The organism is Cystobacter fuscus (assembly GCF_044360685.1).
Lineage (GTDB): Bacteria > Myxococcota > Myxococcia > Myxococcales > Myxococcaceae > Cystobacter > Cystobacter fuscus_C.
In genome coordinates this window covers 5,842,749-5,863,900 of sequence record NZ_CP043491.1, presented here as the reverse complement: position 1 = coordinate 5,863,900, position 21,152 = coordinate 5,842,749, and the positions used below count along the sequence as shown (strand labels likewise).

Genomic DNA, 21,152 nt, shown 5'->3' with positions numbered 1-21,152 from the left:
CGCGCCGCGGCGAGGGCGGGCCCGCGGGGGTGACTCCGCGCGCCCCGTCCCGCCCTCGCGGGCACTACATGTTGCGCCGGTACTGCCCGCCCACCTCGTACAGCGTGCGGGAGATCTGCCCGAGCGTGCAGACCTTACAGGCGTCCATCAGCGCGGTGAAGATGTTGCCATTGTCGAGCGCGGCGCGCCGCACGGCCTCGAGTGCCTGGGGAGCCACCTGCTCGTTGCGCTTGCGGAAGGCATCGCGCGAGGCGATGGCGTAATCCTTCTCCTCGCGGTTGGCGCGGATGACCTCGGGCGGCGTCACGGTGGGCGAGCCCTTGGGATCCAGGAAGGTGTTCACGCCGATGATGGGCAGCGTGCCGTCATGCTTGAGGGTCTCGTAGTAGAGCGACTCCTCCTGGATCTTCGAGCGCTGGTACATGCGCTCCATCGCCCCGAGCACCCCGCCCCGCTCGGAGATGGAGCGGAACTCGGTGAGCACGGCGGCCTCCACCAGGTCCGTCAGCTCCTCGATGATGAAGGAGCCCTGGTTGGGGTTCTCGTTCTTGGACAGACCGAATTCCTTGTTGATGACGAGCTGGATGGCGAGCGCGCGCCGCACGCTCTCCTCGGTGGGCGTGGTGATGGCCTCGTCATAGGCGTTGGTGTGCAAGGAATTGCAGTTGTCGTTGAGCGCGAGCAGGGCCTGCAACGTGGTGCGGATGTCGTTGAAGGCGATCTCCTGGGCGTGGAGGCTCCGGCCAGACGTCTGGATGTGGTACTTGAGCTTCTGCGAGCGGTCATTGCCGCCGTACTTGTCGCGCATCGCCTTGGCCCAGATGCGGCGGGCCACGCGCCCGAGCACCGAGTACTCGGGATCCATGCCGTTGGAGAAGAAGAACGACAGGTTGGGCGCGAAGTCGTCGATGTGCATCCCGCGCGACAGGTAGTACTCGACGAAGGTGAAGCCATTGGCCAGCGTGAAGGCGAGCTGGGAGATGGGGTTCGCCCCGGCCTCGGCGATGTGGTAGCCCGAAATGGACACCGAGTAGAAGTTCCGCACCTTCTTGTCGATGAAGTACTGCTGGATGTCGCCCATGAGCCGCAGGGCGAACTCCGTCGAGAAGATGCAGGTGTTCTGCGCCTGGTCCTCCTTGAGGATGTCGGCCTGCACGGTGCCGCGCACGGACTGCAACGTGGACGCACGGATGCGCTCGTACACGTTGCGTGGCAGCACCTCGTCACCGGACACGCCGAGCAAGAGCAGGCCGAGCCCGTCATTGCCCTGGGGCAGCTCGCCCTGGTAGCGGGGCCGGGGCAGCCCGCGCTCCTGGTAGAGGGCGTCGATCTTCTTGTCGATCTCCCCCACCAGACCCTGGGCGCGGATCCACTTCTCGCACTGCTGATCCACCGCGGCGTTGAGGAAGAACCCGAGCAGCATGGGCGCCGGGCCGTTGATGGTCATGGACACGGACGTGGACGGGTCCGCCAGATCGAAGCCCGAGTAGAGCTTCTTGGCGTCGTCCACGTTGGCGATCGACACGCCCGAGTTGCCAACCTTGCCGTAGATGTCCGGCCGGGGATCCGGGTCCTCGCCGTAGAGGGTGACGGAGTCGAACGCCGTGGACAGGCGCTTGGCGGGCAGCCCGCGCGAGACGTAGTGGAAGCGCTTGTTGGTGCGCTCGGGACCGCCCTCGCCGGCGAACATGCGCGCGGGGTCCTCGTTCTCTCGCTTGAGGGGGAAGACGCCCGCGGTGAACGGGAAGGCGCCCGGGGCGTTCTCGCGCAGGAGCCACGTGAGGATGTCGCCCCAGTCCTCGTAGCGCGGCAGCGCGATCTTCGGGATGCGCAGGTGCGAGAGCGACTCGGTGTAGAGATCCAGCTCGATGACCTTGTCGCGCACCTGGAACTGGTACTTGGACGCCGCGTAGCGGCGCTTCGTCGCGGGCCACTCGCCGAGCAGCCGCCGGCAGTCCGTGTGCAGGCGCGACTCCAGATCGCGGTAGAGCTCCACCAGCTCGCCCAGGTAGGCCGGCTCCCCTTCCACGCGCTCGGTGACCTGCACCACGTCCGAGGCGTCCTTGGGCTCGACGATCTCCAGGCGCTTCTTACCCACGTTGTTGCGCAGCGCCTCGATGGTGCCGTGCAACTGGTACATCCGCCGGGCGATCGCCGCCTGCGAGCGGACGAACTGGTCATACGACTCGCACGTCTCGACGATCTCCGCGAGGTAGCGGGTGCGCTCGGGGGGGATGATCCACTTCTTCTCGCTCATGCCCGGGGTGAGCTGGAAGCTCGACTGGAGCGGCGCCCCGGTGCGCTTGGAGATGGTATCGACGATGGCCCGGTAGAGCTGGTTCATGCCCGGGTCGTTGAACTGCGAGGCGATGGTGCCGTAGACGGGCAAGGCCTCGTCGGGCGTGGAGAAGGCGTTGTGGTTGCGCTTCCACTGCTTGCGCACGTCGCGCAGCGCGTCGAGCGAGCCGCGCTTGTCGAACTTGTTGATGGCGATGACGTCGGCGAAGTCGAGCATGTCGATCTTCTCGAGCTGCGTCGCGGCGCCGTACTCGGCCGTCATCACGTAGAGCGACACGTCCGAGTGCTCGGTGATCTCCGTGTCGGACTGGCCGATGCCCGAGGTCTCCACCACGATGAGATCGAACCCGGCGGCCTTGCAGATCTCGATCGAGTCGCCCACGTGTTTGGACAGGGCGAGGTTGCTCTGGCGCGTGGCCATCGAGCGCATATACACGCGCGGATGGTCGATGGCGTTCATGCGGATGCGATCGCCGAGCAGCGCGCCGCCGGACTTGCGCTTGGACGGATCCACGGAGAGCACCGCGAGCGTCTTGTCCGGGAAGTCGGCGAGGAAGCGCCGCACGAGCTCGTCGACGAGGCTCGACTTGCCCGCGCCGCCGGTGCCGGTGATGCCGAGCACGGGGACGCGCGGGCCCTTCTCGACGAGCTGGGCGAGGGCTCCCCGAAGCTGCTCGCCCACGGTGGGGAAGTTCTCCGCGATGGTGATGAGCGAGGCGAGCTTCGCGGGATCGCGCGAGGCCGGCGACTCGAGCAGGGGCTTGAAGTCCGCGGAGCGCTTCTCGAAGTCACATTGGGAGATGAGGTCGTCGATCATCCCCTGCAGGCCCATGGCGCGGCCGTCGTCCGGCGAGTAGATGCGCGACACGCCGTACTGGTGGAGCTCCTCGATCTCCGCCGGGAGGATGGTGCCACCGCCGCCGCCGAACACCTTGATGTTCGCGCCGCGCTCGCGCAGCAGATCGATCATGTACTTGAAGAACTCGACGTGCCCGCCCTGGTAGGAGGTGATGGCGATGCCCTGGGCATCCTCCTGGATGGCGCAGTCGACGATCTCCGCCACCGAGCGGTTGTGACCCAGGTGGATGATTTCCGCGCCCGAGGACTGCATGAGGCGGCGCATCACGTTGATGGCCGCGTCGTGTCCATCGAAGAGCGAAGCCGCCGTCACGATCCGCACGTGGAAACGTGGCTTGTAGGGGCTGGGAACGGGAGTCAGTTGAACGTTTCTCACGCTCGTACACTTAGAGCGCGCCCAGGGCCGGAGCAAGCGATTGAACCGGGCGTCCGGGCCGCGACGCGGCCCGTCATGCTGGCGGTTTCGGCAGGAAACAATCCAACACGCGCAGTGCGGCGGATGTCGGGGTGACAAGTCCCTCGCGCACCTTGGGCTCCAGGGTGGGAATCAGGGCGGCCACCTCGGGGTGCGCCCGCAGGGCCGCTCGCAGTCCGTCCTGGATCATCGCCCACATCCAGTCCACCTGCTGGGCCCGCCGGCGGCGCGCGAGCTCCCCGGACGCCGAGCGGGTGCCGAGGTGCGTCTCGATGGAGGACCACAGCGCGGCGATGCCCGTGCCCTCCAGGGCGCTGCACGTGAGGACCTCGGGCTCGGCGCCCGCGCGCATGAGGTGCAAGGCGGCGCGGTACTGGGCCTGGGCCCGCGTGGCCCGGGGCGCGTTGTCCCCATCCGCCTTGTTGATGGCGACCATGTCCGCCACTTCCAGGATGCCGCGTTTGATGCCCTGCAGCTCGTCGCCCGCGCCAGCGAGCATGAGCACCAGGTAGAAGTCCACCAGGTCCGTGACGACTGTCTCCGATTGCCCCACCCCCACCGTCTCCACCAGCACCACGTCGAAGCCGGCGGCCTCGCACAGGAGCAACGTCTCGCGCGTCTTGCGCGCCACGCCTCCCAGGGTGCCACTCGAGGGGCTCGGGCGGATGTACGCCGAGGGTTCGCGCGACAGCCGGGCCATGCGCGTCTTGTCGCCCAGGATGCTGCCCCCGGTGACGGTGCTGGAGGGATCGATGGCGAGCACCGCGACGCGCCTGCCCTCCCCCACCAGGTGCATGCCCAGGGCGTCGATGAACGTGCTCTTGCCCACGCCCGGCACGCCGCTGATGCCCACGCGCCGGCTGCCTCCCGTGTGGGGCAGCAGCCGCGCGAGCACCTCCTGCGCGAGCGCCGCATGACGCGGGTGCTCGCTTTCCACCAGGGTGATGGCGCGGGCGAGCACGGCGCGGTCCCCCGAGCGCACGCCCTCCACGTAGGTGTCCGCCGTGAGGGGCTTCACTCCTCCCCCAGCGAGGCGGTCAGCTTGTCGAGCAGCTCGATGGCCGCCTTGGCGATGACGGTACCGGGGCCGAAGATGGCCGAGGCCCCCGCGGCGCGCAGCGCGTCGTAGTCCTGCACGGGGATGACGCCACCCACGACGATCATGATGTCCTCGCGGCCCAGTGCCGCGAGCGCCTGCCGGAGCTGGGGCACGAGCGTGAGGTGGCCCGCGGCGAGCGAGCTGGCGCCCACGATGTGCACGTCGTTCTCCACGGCCTGGCGCGCCGACTCCTCGGGCGTCTGGAACAGCGGCCCGATGTCCACGTCGAAGCCCAGGTCCGCGAACGCCGTGGCGATGACCTTCTGGCCGCGGTCGTGGCCGTCCTGACCCATCTTCGCGATGAGGATGCGCGGACGCCGGCCGAAGCGCGCGAGGAAGGCGTCGGCCCGGGCCCGTGCCTCGGTGATGCCCTGGGCGTCCTTGCCCGCCTCGCTCGCGTACACCCCCGTCACACCGCGCGCCGTGGCCTCGTAGCGTCCGAAGACCTTCTCGAGCGCGTCACTGATTTCCCCCACCGTGGCCTTGGCCCGCGCCGCGTCGATGGCGAGCGCGAGCAGGTTGCCCTCGCGCCGGTCCGCGGCCACGGTGAGCGCGTCGAGCCGCCGGCGCACCTCGTCCGCGTCGCGCTCCGCGCGCAGCTCGCGCAGCCGGGCGATCTGCGCCTCGCGCACCGCCGAGTTGTCCACCTTGAGGATCTCGAGCTTGTCCTCGTGTTCGGGCGGGTACTTGTTCACGCCGATGATGGCCTGCCGGCCCGAGTCGATGCGCGCCTGGGTGCGCGCCGCCGCCTCCTCGATGCGCAGCTTGGGCAGCCCCGCTTCGATGGCCTTGGTCATGCCACCGAGCGCCTCGACTTCCTGGATGTGCGCCCACGCCTTCTGGGCGAGCTCATGGGTGAGGCGCTCCACGTAGTAGCTGCCGCCCCACGGGTCGATGACGCGCGTGGTGCCGCTCTCGAGCTGGAGGTAGAGCTGGGTGTTGCGCGCGATGCGGGCGCTGAAGTCGGTGGGCAGCGCAATGGCCTCGTCGAGCGAGTTGGTGTGCAGGCTCTGGGTGTGGCCCTGGGTGGCGGCCATGGCCTCCACGCACGTGCGCACCACGTTGTTGAACACGTCCTGGGCGGTGAGGCTCCAGCCGGACGTCTGGCAGTGGGTGCGCAGCGCGAGGCTCTTGTCGCTCTTGGGCGAGAAGCCCTTGATGAGCTTGGCCCAGATCATCCGGGCCGCGCGCATCTTGGCCACCTCCATGAAGAAGTTCATGCCGATGGCCCAGAAGAACGACAACCGGGGCGCGAACGCATCCACGCTCAGGCCCGCCGCGAGCCCCGTGCGCACGTACTCCACGCCGTCCGCGAGCGTGTAGCCGAGCTCCAGGTCCTGCGTCGCTCCCGCTTCCTGCATGTGATAGCCGCTGATGCTGATGCTGTTGAAGCGCGGCATCCGCTCCGCGGTGAAGCGGAAGATGTCGCCGATGATGCGCATCGACGGGCCCGGCGGGTAGATGTACGTGTTGCGGACCATGAACTCCTTGAGGATGTCGTTCTGGATGGTCCCGCTGAGCTGCTCGGGCTTCACCCCCTGCTCCTCGGCCGCCACCACGTAGAGCGCGAGCACCGGGAGCACCGCCCCGTTCATCGTCATCGACACGCTCATCTGATCGAGCGGGATGCGATCGAACAGGATGCGCATGTCCTTGATGGAGTCGATGGCCACGCCCGCCATGCCCACGTCGCCCGCCACGCGCGGATGGTCGCTGTCATAGCCGCGGTGCGTGGCCAGGTCGAACGCGATGGACAACCCCTTCTGTCCGGCCGCGAGGTTGCGGCGGTAGAAGGCATTGGAGGCCTCGGCCGTGGAGAAGCCGGCGTACTGACGCACCGTCCACGGCTGCTGCACGTACATGGTGGAGTACGGACCGCGCACGAAGGGCGGCAGGCCCGGCAGCGAGCCCAGGTGCTCCACGTCCCGCAGATCCTCGGGAGTGAAGACGGGCTTGAGCGGCAGGCCCTCGGGCGTGAGCCAGGGCTCGGCGCCGCGGGTGGCCTCGCGCGCGTGCTGGCGCTGGGCCTCGAGCACGGACTCGGAGGGGCGCGTTTCAGGAGCGTCGAAGTCGATGCCAGAGAAGTCCGGGACGTGGGTGCGCATCAGGCCACTCCGAGCTGCTGGTGCAGTGAAGACAGGAGCGCGATCAGGTCCGCCCCCGCGTAGATGAAGAGTTCCACGCCCGCCGCGCGGAACGCGGCCTCGTGATCCCCGGGACGGCCCGCGACCGCCACCACCTGGGCCCCTCGGGCCTTGAGCGCGGCGCACAGCGCGGGCACCCATTCCGGGTAGAGCGCGTCCGGACCGGAGATGACCGCGAGCGCGGCGCCAGAGCTGGCGAAGAGCTCCGCCGCGGCGGCCGCGTCCGCGAAGCCGTGGTGCTCCTGGGCCTCGATGCCGCCGACGGCCAGAGCGTTGACGATCCACGTCGAGCGCGTGGTGTGCTCGGCCACCGTGCCCAGGTTGGCCATGAAGGCGCGCGGCCGCACGCCGTGCGTGAGGAGGTACCGGTCGCTCGCGTCCCGCAGCGCCTCGAACGTCTCGGCCACCCGCGTGGGGCGCAGCGACGGGTTGCCCGGAGAGGACGGACGGGCCTCGCGGCGCACGGGCGTCTCGCCCAGGTGGGGGAACTCGCTCACGCCCACGACGGGCAGGCGGCGCGTGCGCACGGCCTTGTCCCGCGCGGCGCGCGTCTCGGCGAGCACCCGCTCCACCTCCCCCGTGGCCAGCGCCCGGGCCATTCCGCCCAGCGCCTCGATGCGCCGCAGCTCCGCCCAGGCCGCGCGGGCGAACTCCCCGGTGAGCTGCTCGAGGTAGTAGCTGCCCCCAGCGGGGTCCGCCACCCGGTTGAGGCTCGACTCGTCACGCAGGATGAGCTGCGTGTTGCGCGCGAGCCGGCGAGCGCCCGCGTCCGGCGTCCCGAGCGCCTCGTCGAAGGGCGAGGTGCTCACGCTGTCCGCGCCGCCCACCACGGCGGCGAATGACTCGGCGGTGGCGCGCAGGATGTTCACCCACGGATCCCTCTGGGTCTTGGTGGCGCTCGCGGTGCGCGCGTGCAGCACCATGGCCTGCGCCTCGGGCGAGCCCCCCGAGGCGGCGACGACCTTGGACCACAGCAGCCGCGCCGCGCGCAATTTGGCGATCTCCGGGAAGAACTGGCCCCCGACGGACAGGGCGAACTGGAGGGAGCGCGCCGAATCCTCGGGGGGCACCCCCGCGCGCTCCAGCGTCCGCAGGTACTCCACGCCCGTGGCGATGGCCCACGCCAGCTCGTGCACGGACGTGGCGCCCGCGTCGGCGTAGGGGCGCGTCGAGACGAGCAGCGCGCGCAGGCCCGGCGCCTCCTGGCGCAGCGACTGGAGGAGGGACACCGCCTCGGCGTCCCACTCCACTCCAGGCGTCGCGGCCAGCGCATTCGTGCGCGCCAGGGCGCCGAGCGGATCGAGGCCGAGGCAGCCGCGAAGCTTCTCGCGCGGCACCCGGGCCTTGTCCGCGGCCTGCAACAGCAGGTGTGCGAAGGACAGCGGCCTCGCCTCCGGCTCGAGGTACACGGGCGTCCTGTCGAGCGGGACATGGGCGAGCAGCCGCTCCAGGGAGGCCTGCTCCGCCACGCGGATGCCCCGCGACTCGCCGAGGCACAACCACACGCCGAGGGCTCCGCGCTCCAGGTCCACGCGGATGGCCTCGGAGGCGAGCGCCACGTCCGGCTCGGAGTACTCCTGGCAGACGAGCCAGCCGCCCTCGGTGAGGCCGAGCGGCTGGGTGCCGCGCACATAGGGGGCGACCCCGGGAGGCTCGGGCGGAGGGGCGCCAGCCGCGTCCTCTGGCGTGTAGAGGGGCCGCAGCGACAGGCCCCCCTCGAGCGATGACTGGAGCGACGTGAAGGGCTTGCCCTTCAGGTCCTTGTCCACGAGCCGGCGCCAGTCGTCCACCGAGGGGGCTGGGAAGTCCGTGGCGATGTGAAGAGGCACTTGCGACATGCGGCGTCCTCGCTGGGTAGGCCTCTCCCATAGGCCCAACTTCGCGGCGGGGCAATGGGGCTCTGGGGAGGCGGCCGAGGGAGCGCGACAACGTGTTGCGTCAATCCCCGGGCGCCCACAGGATGGCCCCATGAAGATCGACGTGTTCTCCGACATCGTCTGCCCGTGGTGCTTCATCGGCACGGAGCGGCTCGAGCGTGCGCTCGACTCGCTCGGCATGGCCGCCACGGCCCGGGTGGAGCACCATGCCTTCCTGCTCCGGTCCGACACGCCCCGCACCGGGAGCAATCTCCACGAGGAACTGCGCGCGAAGTACGGCGTGGATCCCCAGGCGATGTTCGAGCGGGTCGAGTCCGCCGCGCGGGAGAGTGGCATTCCCCTGGAGCTGTCCCGGCAGCCCCTCACCTACCCCACCCAGTGGGCCCACACGCTCTTGCGGCACGCGGGACCCAAGGGCACCCAGAAGGCGCTCGCCCGAGCGCTCTTCGGCGCGCATTTCCTCGAGGGCCGCAACATCGCCGACCCGGTGGAGCTGCGGCGCCTGGCCGTCGCGCACGGCTTCTCGGACGAGGAGGCCACGCGCCTGCTCGAGGACCCGCGCGAGTTCGAGCTCACCCAGCGCGAGTCGGACGAGGCCCACCAGCGGGGCATCCGCGGCGTCCCCTTCTTCGTCTTCGACGGCCGCTTCGCCGTGTCGGGAGCCCAGCCAGAGAGCGTGTTCCGTGAAGCGATTCAGCGGGCCGCGACCGGATGAGGGGACGTGCTAGATTCACTCCTGGTCAGGCTGCCCATGGTCGAGAGGAGCGCAACCCGTGTCCCACGAGGATGAACGCCGTCGGCATCAGCGCTACCCCCTGAGGCTGCCCATCACGCTGCACCGGGACGGCGCGCAACTGGCGGCCCACGTCATCAACGCCTCGGAAGGCGGCTGCCTGTTGCTCATGTCCGTGCCCCTGGAGATGGGCGACGTGCTCGAGGCGAGCATTCCCCTGCTGGGCGTTCCCCGGACGACGCTGTACGTGTTGCGCTGCCAGGCGACCCCCGAGGGGGAGTACACCGTCGCGACCCGCTTCGACGAGGACTCGGCGGTGGAGCCCACCTCCCTGAACCGGCTGTCCCGGCAGTAGTCGCGCCCCTTCCCCCCACACGCTCCGCGCCTGGGCCCGGCGCCCTCCTCCGTTTCCAGAGGGGGGACGCGCCGCGCACGTGCGGGCTTTCCCGGGTCTGGCCTGGGTCAAACCCACCAGATGAGTCACTTCCGACCCAGGGCCGGTTTTTCTTTGGCTCGTGCACGTTTTCATGTGACGAATGGGTGACCCTTCCGAGGCAAACGCGCGAGAAACCATTCTTTCTGCCCTGTAGACTTTTGACTTCCATGAAATCCCGGGGTAATTTTTCACACACGCGAATGAGGGCTGGGGGTGAGAAGTGACCCACCCTCAAGAGCCGAATTCCACTTTTTCCTTACGAGGAGAAGGCCATGAAGCGTGTCTTGAATTACATCGAGAAGAAGAAGCAGGAGCTGTCCCGGTCCTCATTCCTCAGCTTCATCGAGGACTCGTCGATCGAGGCGCGCGAACGCTTCGCCTTCGTGCCGTGTCTGGCGCCCTTCGCGATGGCCTTCATGGATCTCAACAAGTACGTCATCCGGGATGACAGCTCGGAGGATCCGGTTCAGCAGATGCTCAACGTGCACAGCCGCGAGGAGGATGAGCACTGGCGGATGTACGTGAAGGACCTGCGCACGCTGAACATGAACACGACGATGGACCTGGGCAGCGTGCTGAAGATGCTCTGGGGCAAGCACTGCCGGCACACGCGGATGCTGGCGTACGAGCTGACGAGCCTGGTGACGCGCCACCCGGATCCGCGCATCCGCTTCCTCATCGTCGAGGCGGTGGAGGGCACCGCCGACGTGGCGTTCGACGCCTTCTGCAAGGCGGCGGAGGACTTCGAGGCGCAGACGGGCAGGAAGCTGCACTACTTCGGCAAGACGCACGACATGATGGAGGCCAACCACACCCTCACCAGCGACACGGTGGAGGAGATGATGACCCGCCACGAGCTGACCGAGGAGCAGCTCTCGGCGGCCCTGGACGCGGTGGACGAGGTGTACACGCTCTTCCAGGGCATGTTCGACGAGCTGCTCGAGTACGCCCTGTGGACGGGCAACTTCCACCGGGACATGTCCGGCATGGGCAAGTGGGCCGAGGTCTCCTGGTCCACCGCCACCATGTGAGCCCCTCGCGCCCTACTTCCAGGTCACCGAGTAGGAGCAGGAGGGGAAGCCGCTGTTGCGGCACTGCGTGGGGTTCTGGTGCACCAGGGTGGCCGTGGGCTGGAAGCGATGGGACATGGCCAGCACCAGACCCTGATCGAAGACGCACGAGTAGGGCGTGTTCGTCTCACAGATGATCTGCTTCTTCCCCGCGACGGGCTTGCACGCGAAGTGGCCAATGCCCTCGCCCATCTGGCCCGTCGTCGGGTTGAACAGGGGCACGCCGTTCTTGGCGTGGTTGAGATGGTAGGCGATGTCGATGGAGGCCAGTCCGCTCTCGATGTCCCTCACGGAGGGCGGGAACTTCGCGTTGCGCAGCAGGGCCGCGCTCATCTGGCGGATGACGATGCTGCCGTACTCGTTCTGGATCCGCTCGATCGCCCGCAGGTTGTTGGCGAGCGGATACCACTTCTCCGGATCGAACAGGATGGAGCCGTCCGCGGCCTGGGTGCCGAGCTGCTCGTCGAGCATGATCTTGCCCGCGAGCACGGAGAAGGCACCGAAGGCATCGAGGATGTTCTGGATGTTGGCGCCGAGGACCTGGAAGGGCGCGAGAGCATCGTAGTTCTTCATGGGGATCACCGGCTGGCAAGGGAGTGAGGGGGCTTGCTCCGTCAGTCCAGCATGAGGAGGGAGAGGCTTCAAGGATCGGTGTTCGTCCCTCCTCTACTCTGGAGATCACCCCGTGGCCGAGGTTTGGCCAGAGCGGATCTCTACATCCTCACGCGCTCGGCTGGCTGGTCTGGACGCCGCCGGGCGTGCGCTCGCCGAGACATTCCGCGCCGGGTGCCTACCTTCCGGCACGGACGCCCGGGCGATGACTCCGCGCACTTCCGGGCATGAGGGGGAACGGGGATGAACGAACTGGGCCGCAAAGCCGTGGAGCTGAAGAACCAGGGAGATCGACTGGGCGCGAAGGCGCTGCATCACCCCTGGCTGGTGCCGCTGGCGCGCATGGGCTACCTGGCCAAGGGCGTGGTGTACGCCGTGGTTGGAGTGCTGGCGCTGCAGGTGGCCTTTGGCCAGGGCGGAGAGATGACGGACACGCGCGGGGCGCTGGCCTCGCTGGCGCGCGGCACGTGGGGCACGGCGCTGCTGGCGGTGGTGGCCGTGGGCCTCCTGGGCTACGTGCTGTGGCGGGTGGTGCAGGCGTGGATGGATCCGGATGGAAAGGGCACGGGGACCAAGGGGCTCGTGGTCCGAGCGGCCTATGGGGTGAGCGCGGTGATTCACGCCTCGCTGGCGGTGGCGGCCTTCCGGCTGGTGCTGGGCCGCGGCGGCGCGGGACAGCATGGGGACCAGAGCATGCAGTCGTGGACGGCGAAGCTGCTGTCGGAGCCGTTCGGCCAGGCGCTCGTGGCGGTGGTCGGGCTGGTGATCGCGGGCATGGGGGTGTCGCAGCTCTACAAGGCGTGGACGGAGAAGTTCCGCCGCAAGCTGAGCCTGCGGGATTTGAACGCCTCGCAGGAGCGCTGGGCGATGCGCGTGTGCAAGGGAGGCATCGCCGCCCGGGGCGTCGTGTTCCTGATGATGGGCGTCTTCTTCCTGCTCGCGGCGCTGCGCTCCAACCCGAGCGAGGCCCGGGGGCTGGATGGAACCCTGGCGACGCTGGCGAGCCAGCCCTACGGGGACGTGTTGCTGACCCTGGCCGCCGCGGGACTCGTGGCCTACGCGGTGTACATGGCCGTCGTCTCCCGCTACCGCAGGTTCCAGGGGGCCTGAGGCCCGGTCCCGGCGGGTCCGAGAGCCCGACCGGCCGCGCCCCCCGGCGCGGCCTGCCTACCCCTCGGGTCCTTCCCGCCTGCTCGCCTGCTGTACTGCCAGGTTGGATCCTTTGTTTGGTGGACCAGGAATTTCAGGCGATGCTGTGACTCAGTGCGTTCCCCATCCTGGATAGTCCTGTTGCTGTGCGCGGGTTGCACCGCGCATGTCGCGTCCACCGTCCCCGCCCCCCCGGTGACGACCGCCTCCTCGGAAGGCCCGCCGCCAGCCGGGGCCACGGCTCCCACGGTGCCCTCCTCGTCCGAGGCGCTCCCGGCGACGAGCACCCCGGCCGAGGCCCTCGCCGTGGCGCCCTCCCCGGCCGCCCCGAGCGCCGAGGTGGAGGAAGAGGAGGACGACGAGTCGGCGGACGCCTCCGAGGGCGCGGAGGGCGAGGAGGAGACCGAGACGAGCACGGACGCCTCGATGCCCTCGGGGCCCTTCTACACGGCCGAGTACTCGGACGACGCGCTCACGGAGATGTGGAAGAAGCAGCCCAAGGAGCTCGGCTCCATCTCGGTGGGCTTCGTGCACAGCGGCCGGATGGTGAACTCGGTCCAGTTCCCGCGAGGGGATGCGTGGATCGTCGTGTCGCCCGAGCTGGCGTGGGCCACCCAGGAGACGATCGACTACACCACCCGCGCCATCCGCGAGGTCCGCGCCGCCTACCCCAAGGCTCCCGCCCTCCGGGTCAATCAGATCAGCTCCCGCGACGGCGGCTATCTGCGCCCGCATAAGAGCCACCAGTCCGGCCGCGACGTGGACCTCGGCTTCTACTACCCCACGGTGGATCCCATCCGGGCGCGCGAGCGCGAGAAGTACATTGATCTCGAGCTCAACTGGGCGCTCATCAAGTCGCTCATCCAGCACACCGACGTGCAGATGATCCTCGTGGACAAGCGCGTGCAGAAGGTCCTGCGCGAGTACGCCCTGAGCAAGGGCGAGGACCCGAAGTGGGTCTCCTCGCTCTTCGGCGACTCGGCCCTCATCAAGCACGCGCGCGGCCACCGCGATCACTTCCACGTGCGCTTCTACAACCCGCGCGCCCAGGAGCTGGGCTGGCGCATCGCCCCGCTGCTCGCGCTCCAGCCGGATCAGAACATGGTGATGCACCGGGTGCGCTCGGGTGACACGCTCGGCGGCATCGCCCTGCGCTACGGCTCCGGCGTGCAGGCCATCAAGAAGGCCAGCCGGATGCGCGGCACCTTCTTGCGGATCGGCCAGGTGCTCGCGGTGCCCCTGCGCGGCCCCTGCACCCGCTGCCCCGTGCCGCCCCCCGTCATCGTCCCGCCGCGCAAGCTGCCGCCGGAGCTCGCCCCGGAGGCCCCCGCCGTGGCCAGCACGCCCGCGCCCGCCCCCGCTCCTGTCGAGACGGCCGTGGCCCCCGCCGAGCCCGCGCCCTCGGCCAGCCCCACCGGGACGGCCACGGCCGCCGCCGAGCCCACGCCCGCTCCGGTCGAGCCCACGCCCGTTGCCGCCGAGTCCACCCCGCCCCCCAGCGAGCCCGCCGTGCTGAGCGCGCAGGAGCCCCCCGTGGCCACGGAGCCCGCGCCGGCGCTGCAGCCCGTCGAGACGAAGGAGCCCGCCCCCATGGAGATGCCCGCGCACGCGGCCTCCCCGGTGGAGAAGTCCGAGCGCGGCACCCTGTCCGCGGGCAGCGCGGCCGGAACCGTGCAGTAGTCCGAGCGGAAGGCCGAGCGTCAGGCCGGGCTGCGTGCCCGGCGGCTCGCCTTCTTCTCGCGCTCGCCGAGCGCGGCCTGGAGGAACTTCCCCGCGAGCTTCCGGCCGATGAGCTCCTGGGCGACCATGCCCGCCTCGACGAGGCGATCCAGGTTGATGCCCGTCTCCACGCCCATGCCGTGCAGCATGTAGACGATGTCCTCGGTGGCGAGGTTGCCCGCCGCGCCGGGGGCATAGGGGCAGCCGCCCAGTCCACCGATGCTGGCGTCGAACGTCGTCACGCCCATCTGCAACCCCACCAGTGCGTTGGCCAGGGCCGTGCCACGCGTGTCGTGCAGGTGCAGCGCCAGGCTCTCCACCGGCAGGTGCTCGAGCAGCGCGGAGAGGATCGTCTCCGTCTGCCGGGGCGTGCCCACGCCGATCGTGTCCCCGAGGCTCAACTGGTAGATGCCGTCGGAGATGAGCGCCCGGCTGATCTCCACCACGCGCGAGACGGGCACCTCGCCCTCGTAGGGGCAGCCCCACACCGTGGACAGGTAGCCGCGCACCCGCAGGCCGGCCTTGAGCGCCGCTTCACTCGTCTGCCGCGCCTCGGCCACCGCCTCGGCGATGCTCTTGTTGATGTTCTTGTGCGAGTGGGCCTCGGACGCGGAGATGAAGATCGCCGCCTCCTCCAGCCCCGCTTCCTTCGCGCGCGCCAGGCCCTTGAGGTTGGGCACCAGGGCGGAGAACGTCACGCCCTCGCGCCGCCCCACCAGCCGCAGGAGCTCCTCGGCGTCCGACAGCTGGGGAATCCACTTGGGGTGGACGAAGGACGTGACTTCGATGCGCTTCTCGCCCGCGGCGATCAACGCCTCGATGAGCCGCGCCTTGTCGCGCGTGGGAAGTGTGCGCAATTCGTTCTGCAAGCCGTCGCGCGGGCCGACCTCGTAGAGGTCCACCCGCCGCGGAAGACTGCCAAGCCCTGTGACGCGCGGGCCGCGATGTTGTTGGTTCGAGTCCACTGGATGATGTCCTGCGTCGAGCTTCCCGCCGACCGCCTCGACGTCTTCCTGGAGGGCGCCGACAAACACCTGGGGCGTCGGGTGCCCCCTGTGTAGATGATCTTCCGGGCCGCGTCGCGCAAGACTATCGCGCGTCTCTTCCCGCCCCTCATGTCAGCCAGGCCGCACCCGCGCGCCCACGATGAGATCCAGGGAGGACTCCGAGGGCGGCTCCCCCTCCAGCCCACCGTGGATCCACTCCACCGAAAATCCCGTGGATTCCAGCAGTTGGATCAACTCCTCGAGCCGGTAGTACCGGATGGCGTACCGGCCCGAGAGCACGCGCCCGTCGGGCAGCGTCAAGCGGCGGGTGGCCTCGTCCCGACCACGCACCGCGTCGAAGCGGCTCTGCTCTTCCAGGTGGCTGCCGTCGGGCAGGCGGCCCGAGAAGGACGCCTGGGGCTCGGACTCCAGGCGTTCGCGCGGCACGGTGTGCAACACCAGCAGGCCCCCCGGTCGCAGACTCCGCGCCACCTCGCGCAGCAGCGCCACGTGCTCCTCGTCGGAGAAGACGAACAGGGTCGAGTACCAGGCGTAGGCCCCGGCCAGCGAGCCGGGGCGGAAGGGAAGCGAGCGCAGATCGGCGCGCACCACGGGAAAGCCCGGGAGGCGCTCGCGCAGGGTCAGGGCATCCAACTCCAGGCCGAGGATGCGGCCCGCCAGGGAGCCCCGGGTGTTCAGCGGAGCGGCGTGCCGGCCATGGCCACAGCCCAGGTCCACGATGGGACCCGGGAGCGCGAGGCCCCGGAAGGCGCGCTCGAGGTAGGCCACTTCCCTCTGCGTCGTCTCCGCGGAGAGGAAGGGCAGCGTGGAGCGCAGGTACAACTCGCCGAAGAAGCTCAGAGCGGACCGCCCTTTCCGGTGGAGGGTGCGGACTTCGTAAGCTGGAGCCAGCACCCGGAGAGCCCAAGCCGCGAGACGAGCGCCCGGCGCGCGGGAGGCCCTCAGCGCGACGGGGCGAGCCCTTCCTTCAGCCGGCGGGCCGCCTCGTCGAGCACCGCGTCGGTCTTGCAGAAGGCGAAGCGCGCGAAGCCCCGTCCCAGGTGCCGGTGCTCGGGCCCGTAGAAGACGCTCGGCGGAATGGCGGCCACGCCCACGTGCGTCACCAGGTGGCGGCAGAAGGCCACGTCGTCCCCGTGCCCCTGCCCGGAGATGTCCGCGAGGATGAAGTAGCTGCCCTCGGGCGAGTGGGCCTTGAGACCCGCGCGCGCGAGGCCCGCGAGCAGGCGCTCGCGCCGGGCGTGGTAGCTGCTGCTCAGCTCCTGGAAGTACGCGTCCGGCAGCCGCAGCGCCGCCGCCATGGCGAACTGCAGGGGCGAGGCGGTGGCGAACGTGACGAACTGGTGCGCGCGCCGCACGGCGTCGTTGAGCGCGGGGGGCGCGATGAACCACCCCACCTTCCAGCCGGTGAGGCTGAACGTCTTGCCCCCGCTGCTCACCGTCACCGTGCGATCCGCGAGCACGGGCAGCGTGGCGGCGCGCACGTGCCGCGCCGGGCTGAAGACGATGTGCTCGTACACCTCGTCGGAGAGCACGCGCGCGTCGTGCTCGGCGCACAGGCCGCCGAGGAACTCGAGCTCCTCGCGGGTGAACACCTTGCCGGTGGGGTTGTGGGGCGAGTTGATGATGAGCAGGCGCGTGCGGGGACCGAACGCCGCGCGCACCTCGTCGCGATCGAACCACCACGTGGCATGCGTGGCATCCGGGGGGCGCAGCGGCACGTAGCGCGGCCGGGCCCCGACGAAGCCGATGTTGGCGTCGTACGAGTCGTAGAAGGGCTCGAAGAGCACCACCTCGTCACCCGGGTCCACCAACCCCAGCAGCACGCAGAGGATGGCCTCGGTGGCGCCGCTGGTGACGGTCACCATGGTGTCCGGATCGATCTGCTGGCCGTAGAAGCGCGCGGAGTGCTCGGCGATGGCCATGCGCAGCGCGCGCAGGCCGCTGCCCGGGGCGTACTGGTTGATGCCCTCGGTGATGGCCGTGCGCGCGGCTTCCTTGACGGCCTCGGGCCCATCGAAGTCCGGGAAGCCCTGCCCCAGGTTGACCGCGCCGTGCTGCAGGGCCAGCGCGCTGAACTCCGTGAAGACGGTGGTGCCCAGGGGGGCCACCCTACCCGCGAGTACCGGTCTGCTCATGCGTGACGCTCCCTTGCTCAGGAGCGCACGATAGCGTCCATCCCCACCGGGCGCTCCACAGTTCCGCGCCGCGCCATCGAACGGGTGTAGGCCATGGCGAAGCCCACCACCCCGAGCAGCAGGGGCACGGCGCACATCAGGTCCGTGGCGTAGTGGAAGCGGCCCACCAGCGTCGCGGCGATGAGGCCCAGGCCCGGCAGCAACATCACCCGGAAGACGCGCCGCTCGAAGCGCAGGGCGTACACCAGCACCACGAGCGTGGCCCCGGTGTGGCCCGAGGGGAAGCAGTCCTTGGCGAAGCCCGGCTGGCGCATGGCCGACTCCAGGTAGGGCGTGAACCACAGGCCCTGGAGCGTCTCGGGGAAGGCGCCATAGAGGAAGTAGCGCGGGCCGATGGCCGGCACGAGCGAGTACAGCACGAAGTTGAAGGCGAAGAAGAGGCTGAGCGCCAGGAGGTACTCGTCGAAGGCCTCGCGCTTGCCGGCGAAGTAGAGCGTCATCCCGAGCACCAGCGGCCACAGGAAGTAGCCGTAGTAGCACAGCAACAGCAGCTCGGTGAGCCAGGGCGGCGAGAGCTGGCCGAGCACCACCGACACCTGGGCGCCGAACATGCGCTGATCCAGGGTGGCGAGCTGCGCGTCCTGGAGCCCGGGAGACACAGCGGTCACCAGTGGACACATGGCGCCATGGCCCAGGGCCACCACGGGCAGGAGCCAGAAGGAGGCCAGGAAGGAGAGCAGGCGCTGGCGGGGGAAGTAGGACTCCAGGGTGCGCAGCACCAGGGGGCCGAGCGCGAAGATGAAGAAGGTGACAGCGGAACCCGCCGCGCCAGGAGCCCACTTGTAGGGCCCCACGAGCAGGAAGGCGGCACATGCACAGGCGACGATGATGACCACGTCGACGGGCTTGAACCGAACCTCAGGTGCGTCCGGAAGGACGCGGCGACGCTCCAATGTCCCTGTCTTCACGCAGATTTACGCTCCCCTGGCTCTACGGCCACCTCCCCTGGGGGAGCGCCGATTTCCAGGCTCTGAACCCGACCCGCCCCAACCTCGACCCCACCACCCTTCCGTCCCTTGTGTCGCTCGAGCAACGCGAGCAGGGCCGGAAAGAACACCGTGGTGCCCAGGAAGGTGCACATGACGCCCAGAAGTGCAATCTGACCAATCGATCTCAAGCCCGCGTGGTGGGAAATCAACAAAGCCCCATACCCCGCCGCGTTGGACAGGGTGGCCACCACGGCCGCCAGCCCCGTATGCCGCACGACATGGCCGAGCGAGCCCGGTCCCTCCTCCTCGTAGCGGTGGAAGAGGTGCACCGAGTTGTCCACGGCGATGGCGAGCAGGTTGGGCAACACCACGGCATTGATGAAGTTGAGCTTGACGTCGAAGAGGTACATCCCCCCCGCCAGACAGAGCATGCCCAGGAACAGCGGCCCGGCCACCAGGCAGGCGCGCTTGAAGCTGCGCAGGCTGACGAGCAGCGCGAGGAACACCACCGCCGCGGCGGACCAGAGGATGAAGGGCCCGTCGGCGCGCACCATGGAGAAGATGCGCGCGGCGATGAGGTTGCTGTCCAGCACCGCCAGATCCACGCCCCGCGCCTTCGCCCCGTCGATCACCTCGCCCACCTGCGAGGACCACGCCGCGAGCTCGCGCGTGTCGTGGTTGGACACCGAGGGCAGCAGCAGGAGGAACAGGCCCTTGCCATCGAGCGCCTCGAAGCGGCGCCGCACCTCCACGGGCACCTGGCCGGGCCCGTAGGGCTGGGACTCGAGCATCTTCGTCACGGCGGCCACGCGGGAGTCCGCCCGGACGTCCTCGGGCAGCTTCTCGAGCGAGGCACGCATGGCCGCGATCTGCTCGGCGTGCGCCGGCACGTCCTGGGGCAGCAGATCACCGAGCGACGCGGACATCTTGATGGCCGAGTCGGAGCCATGCCGCTGCTTCACCTCCTGGATGACCGCTTGCACCACCCGGGCCTCCTCCAAGTCCTTCACCAGGAGGATGGCGGGATTGAGCGATGTGCCGGTCTCCTCGATGATGTGCTCGTCCAGCCGCACGGTGGGCGAGTCGCCCTTGAGCTTGCGCATGTCCGTCTCGAAGCCCACGCGGGGGGCCACGTAGAGCGACCAGGCCGCCAGGCTCAGCACCGCCACGAGGATGCTGGCGACTCCCGCCGTGGGCCAGCGCTTGCCGGAGGGCACGAAGGCCTGAGTGGACGGCTCGGGGGCATGCTCCCCCGCCGGCTGACGACCCGGGCGCAGCCGCTCGGCGAGCACGAGCAGCGCGGGGCCCAGGGCATAGGCGCTGAGCACTGCCAGCAGCACGCCCACCCCGGCGAGCAGCCCGAACTGCTGGAAGGCGGTGAACTGGGCGAACACGAGCACGAAGAAGGCCGCCGCGTTCGTCAGCCCCGAGGTGAGCGCGCCGGAGAAGGTGCCCCGCACGGCCGCGGAGAGCGCCTCGGAGACCGGGAGTTCGCGCCGCTCCTCCCAGTAGCGCATGGACAGGTGGATGCCGTACTCCAGGCCCAGGCCGATGAGGATGGCCACCAGGAAGCCCGTGACGATGTTGAGGTGGCCGATCGCCAGCTCGGCGAAGGCGAACGTGAACGCCACGCCGAACACCACGGGCACGCCCACCACGGCCAGCGCCCACAGCCGCCGCGTGGCCAGCAGGATGATGCCCACCGCCATCAGCGCCGAGAGCAGGCCCGCGCGCGTGAGGTCCGCGCGCATCACCGCGTCCTCCTCCAGCCGCGCCTGGAAGGCCCCACCGTAGTCGAGCTTCACGCCGGGCGTGCCGCGCGCGAGCTGCTCGGACTCGCGCCGCACGTCATCCACGAGCTTCTGCGCGAACACCAGATCGGCCGCCGTGCCGTCCGGCTTCACCATGAGGTACATCTCCGTGCCGTCCCGGCTGGAGAGGTACTCGCGCATGGGCGCCTCGGGGCTGTACTTCTTCACGAGCGCCTCGAAGTCCGGCGGCGCGTCCTGCTCGTCGAGCAGGTCCACCGCGAGCGCCTTCTGCTTCTCGTAGCGCAGCCGCGCCTCCGCGTCCTTGCGCAACGCGCGCAGCTTGTCGATGGGCAGCAGCCACAGGCCACGCTCCTCGAAGAAGCCCACGTCGAAGTGGTGCTCCACGTAGCGCACCTCGGGCAGCGTCTCGAGCTGGCGCGCCAGCGTGTTGGCGAAGGCGCGCAGCTGCTCGGGCGGCAGGCCCTGGGCGCGCACCACCAGGTAGCCGTCGCCGCCGGCCTTCTGCGCCACGCGTGCGAGATCCTTCACCTCGCGTGCTTCGTCCGGCAGCAGCTCCACGAAGGAGCCCCGGAACTCGAGGCGTCCGGCCAGCAGGGCGCCTCCCAGCGCCAGGAGCGTGAACGCGAGGAGCACCCGCCCGGGCCGCGTGAGCGACGCCTTCAGGAAGGTCTCGAACCACCGCTGTCGATGCGACTCTGCCAAGCCTTGACCCCAATCCAGTGGAGGCCCTCAAAGAGCAAACTTCCGGATTCCTGTCACGGACCTCCCGATTCCAGCCCCAACCCCTTCCCCGCTCCGGACCTTCCAGCCAATCCCGGGGCTTGCCCCCCCGAAACCAG

15 protein-coding genes are annotated in these 21,152 nt (G+C 69.6%); 5 read left to right on the top strand and 10 right to left on the bottom strand.

Features of this window, described 5'->3' with window-relative positions; genetic code table 11:
- Positions 1 to 64: 64 nt before the first annotated feature.
- The 4 genes from F0U63_RS24075 to F0U63_RS24060 form a co-directional block, all read right to left on the bottom strand.
- On the bottom strand, positions 65 to 3,532 hold the full coding sequence (locus F0U63_RS24075) for a methylmalonyl-CoA mutase family protein (RefSeq protein ID WP_395848248.1): 3,468 nt from the start codon (positions 3,530 to 3,532) through the stop codon (positions 65 to 67).
- Between the two features lie 73 nt (positions 3,533 to 3,605).
- Complete coding sequence (gene meaB, locus F0U63_RS24070) at positions 3,606 to 4,589, bottom strand: methylmalonyl Co-A mutase-associated GTPase MeaB (RefSeq protein ID WP_395848247.1); 984 nt, start codon at positions 4,587 to 4,589, stop codon at positions 3,606 to 3,608.
- Positions 4,586 to 6,775 (bottom strand): methylmalonyl-CoA mutase, encoded by a 2,190-nt coding sequence (gene scpA, locus F0U63_RS24065; RefSeq protein WP_395848246.1) that lies wholly within the window; start codon positions 6,773 to 6,775, stop codon positions 4,586 to 4,588. The genes meaB and scpA overlap by 4 nt, the downstream gene beginning before the upstream one ends.
- On the bottom strand, positions 6,775 to 8,652 hold the full coding sequence (locus F0U63_RS24060; protein WP_395848245.1) for a methylmalonyl-CoA mutase family protein: 1,878 nt from the start codon (positions 8,650 to 8,652) through the stop codon (positions 6,775 to 6,777). Before F0U63_RS24060 ends, scpA begins: the two co-directional genes overlap by 1 nt.
- Positions 8,653 to 8,782: 130 nt before the next feature.
- Between F0U63_RS24060 and F0U63_RS24055 the strand changes: the two genes are divergently transcribed.
- The 3 genes from F0U63_RS24055 to F0U63_RS24045 all read left to right on the top strand — a co-directional run bounded on the left by F0U63_RS24055 (position 8,783) and on the right by F0U63_RS24045 (position 10,891).
- Positions 8,783 to 9,406, top strand: coding sequence for a DsbA family protein (locus F0U63_RS24055; protein ID WP_395848244.1), 624 nt, complete (start codon positions 8,783 to 8,785; stop codon positions 9,404 to 9,406).
- A 58-nt stretch (positions 9,407 to 9,464) separates the two neighbouring features.
- Complete coding sequence (locus F0U63_RS24050; protein WP_395848243.1) at positions 9,465 to 9,779, top strand: PilZ domain-containing protein; 315 nt, start codon at positions 9,465 to 9,467, stop codon at positions 9,777 to 9,779.
- 353 nt (positions 9,780 to 10,132) lie between these two features.
- On the top strand, positions 10,133 to 10,891 hold the full coding sequence (locus F0U63_RS24045; protein WP_395848242.1) for a hypothetical protein: 759 nt from the start codon (positions 10,133 to 10,135) through the stop codon (positions 10,889 to 10,891).
- A 12-nt stretch (positions 10,892 to 10,903) separates the two neighbouring features.
- Here the strand turns inward: F0U63_RS24045 and F0U63_RS24040 are convergent, their stop codons facing one another.
- On the bottom strand, positions 10,904 to 11,503 hold the full coding sequence (locus F0U63_RS24040) for a hypothetical protein (RefSeq protein WP_395848241.1): 600 nt from the start codon (positions 11,501 to 11,503) through the stop codon (positions 10,904 to 10,906).
- Positions 11,504 to 11,785: 282 nt separating this feature from the next.
- On the opposite strand from F0U63_RS24040, the gene F0U63_RS24035 reads away from it, so the two are divergent.
- Complete coding sequence (locus F0U63_RS24035) at positions 11,786 to 12,652, top strand: DUF1206 domain-containing protein (RefSeq protein WP_395848240.1); 867 nt, start codon at positions 11,786 to 11,788, stop codon at positions 12,650 to 12,652.
- 153 nt (positions 12,653 to 12,805) lie between these two features.
- Positions 12,806 to 14,371, top strand: coding sequence for a penicillin-insensitive murein endopeptidase (locus F0U63_RS24030; RefSeq protein ID WP_395848239.1), 1,566 nt, complete (start codon positions 12,806 to 12,808; stop codon positions 14,369 to 14,371).
- Between the two features lie 20 nt (positions 14,372 to 14,391).
- Here F0U63_RS24030 and F0U63_RS24025 read toward each other — a convergent pair whose 3' ends face one another.
- From F0U63_RS24025 to F0U63_RS24005, 5 genes are all read right to left on the bottom strand, one after another.
- Positions 14,392 to 15,312 (bottom strand): hydroxymethylglutaryl-CoA lyase, encoded by a 921-nt coding sequence (locus tag F0U63_RS24025; protein WP_002621034.1) that lies wholly within the window; start codon positions 15,310 to 15,312, stop codon positions 14,392 to 14,394.
- A 216-nt stretch (positions 15,313 to 15,528) separates the two neighbouring features.
- Positions 15,529 to 16,257, bottom strand: coding sequence for a class I SAM-dependent methyltransferase (locus F0U63_RS24020; RefSeq protein WP_395848418.1), 729 nt, complete (start codon positions 16,255 to 16,257; stop codon positions 15,529 to 15,531).
- A gap of 101 nt (positions 16,258 to 16,358) precedes the next feature.
- Entirely contained in the window at positions 16,359 to 17,552 is a 1,194-nt protein-coding gene (locus F0U63_RS24015; protein WP_395848238.1) for a methionine aminotransferase, read from the bottom strand.
- A 17-nt stretch (positions 17,553 to 17,569) separates the two neighbouring features.
- Positions 17,570 to 18,520, bottom strand: a complete 951-nt coding sequence (locus F0U63_RS24010; protein ID WP_395848237.1) for a phosphatase PAP2 family protein — start codon at positions 18,518 to 18,520, stop codon at positions 17,570 to 17,572.
- Entirely contained in the window at positions 18,517 to 21,015 is a 2,499-nt protein-coding gene (locus tag F0U63_RS24005) for an RND family transporter (RefSeq protein WP_395848236.1), read from the bottom strand. The genes F0U63_RS24010 and F0U63_RS24005 overlap by 4 nt, the downstream gene beginning before the upstream one ends.
- Positions 21,016 to 21,152: the final 137 nt, after the last annotated feature.